Below are 1,278 nucleotides of genomic sequence, written 5' to 3'. Positions count from 1 at the left end.
AGATCCTGGTGGCCCTGGCGCTCGCGGGCGTCGCCTTCGGCGATCCGGCCCACTGGCTCGCCTGGACGGTGGCGTTCTCCCTGGCGCTCGGTGGCCCGCCTGCCCTTCGGAGAGAACGACTGATGACGCACGCTCCCGACCCGGATCCCGCCGCATGAAGGCCCCGAGCCAGATCCGCAACAATCGCCTGATCGAGCCCGCCCTGGCGGTGTGGCTGCGGTTGCGCCTGAACGAAGTCGGTCCCCTCGTCGCCCTGCTCTGCCTGAGCACCCTCGGCTATGGGTTCTTCTACCTCGCCCACGAAGTCGGCGAGGGCTCCACCGCGGCCCTCGACCGCCGGATCCTGCTCGCCCTGCGCAACCCCGCCGATCTCGCCGATCCGATCGGGCCGCCCTGGCTCGAGGAGACGATGCGCGACATCACCGGGCTCGGCAGCGTCTTCACGGTGCTGTTCCTCACCTGCGCGGTGGCGGGCTATCTCGCCGTGTCCGGGCGGCGGCGCATCGGCCTCTACGTCCTGGCCGCGGTGGGCAGCGGCGAGCTGGTCTCGACCTTGCTGAAGATGCTCTACCACCGGCCGCGACCGGACCTCGTCCCTCACGGCATGGAGGTGTTCACGGCGAGTTTTCCGAGCGGCCACGCCACCATGTCGGCCATCGCCTATCTGACCCTGGCGACCCTCATCGCCCGGGTCGAGCGCAACCGCCGCGCGAAGGCACTGGTCCTGGCCCTCGGAGTCAGCGTGACGCTGCTGGTGGGCATCAGTCGGATCTATCTCGGCGTGCACTGGCCGAGCGACGTGCTGGCCGGCTGGTGCATCGGCGCGGCCTGGGCATCCCTGTGCTGGTTCGTCGCCCTACAGCTGCAGCGTCGCGGCGAGGTCGAGGCGCCCGATCCGCCGCCGCCCGCCTGAGGCCAACGTTAAGGTAAACTGACGGTTAAAGGAGACGGGCCGGTCCGCTTCAGGCTCAATGGCGGTTGTCCCGACATCCGCACCCATCAGGATGAAGCGTTCGTGGTCGACCGACGCCGTACTGCCCGACGCCGCGTCTGCCTGGGCGGCCGACTCCGCGTCGCGGCCTTTCTGCCGGATCTCGACTGCACGGTCCGCGACGTGTCCCTGGACGGGGCACGGATCCGGGTCCCTGCCGACGCCACGCTGCCCGATTGCATCGAGCTGTTCATCCCCTGCCGCGGCGAGACCCGGCGGGCCTTCATAGCTTGGCGGGCGGGCGAGAGCGTCGGTCTCGGTTTCGCCGAGACGGGGGCCGCGACGCA

2 protein-coding genes are annotated in these 1,278 nt (G+C 70.2%); both read left to right on the top strand.

Translation table 11 applies throughout. The annotated features are described in order from the left end of the window. Positions 1-154 precede the first annotated feature (154 nt). Complete coding sequence (locus I53_RS25815) at positions 155-913, top strand: phosphatase PAP2 family protein (RefSeq protein ID WP_043356220.1); 759 nt, start codon at positions 155-157, stop codon at positions 911-913. 102 nt (positions 914-1,015) lie between these two features. Further along, the coding region (locus tag I53_RS25810) for a PilZ domain-containing protein (protein ID WP_051045077.1) at positions 1,016-1,278 on the top strand (263 nt) is incomplete at its 3' end.

The sequence above is a fragment of the Methylobacterium sp. B1 genome (assembly GCF_000333255.1).
GTDB lineage: Bacteria > Pseudomonadota > Alphaproteobacteria > Rhizobiales > Beijerinckiaceae > Methylobacterium > Methylobacterium fujisawaense.
Note: the sequence above shows the minus strand (reverse complement) of the source record. Positions and strands in the feature narration are given on the sequence as shown.

Excerpts from the sequence above, each read along its gene's own strand:
- I53_RS25815 (WP_043356220.1), top strand. The coding sequence starts at position 155 with ATGAAGGCCCCGAGCCAGATCCGCAACAATCGCCTGATCGAGCCCGCC.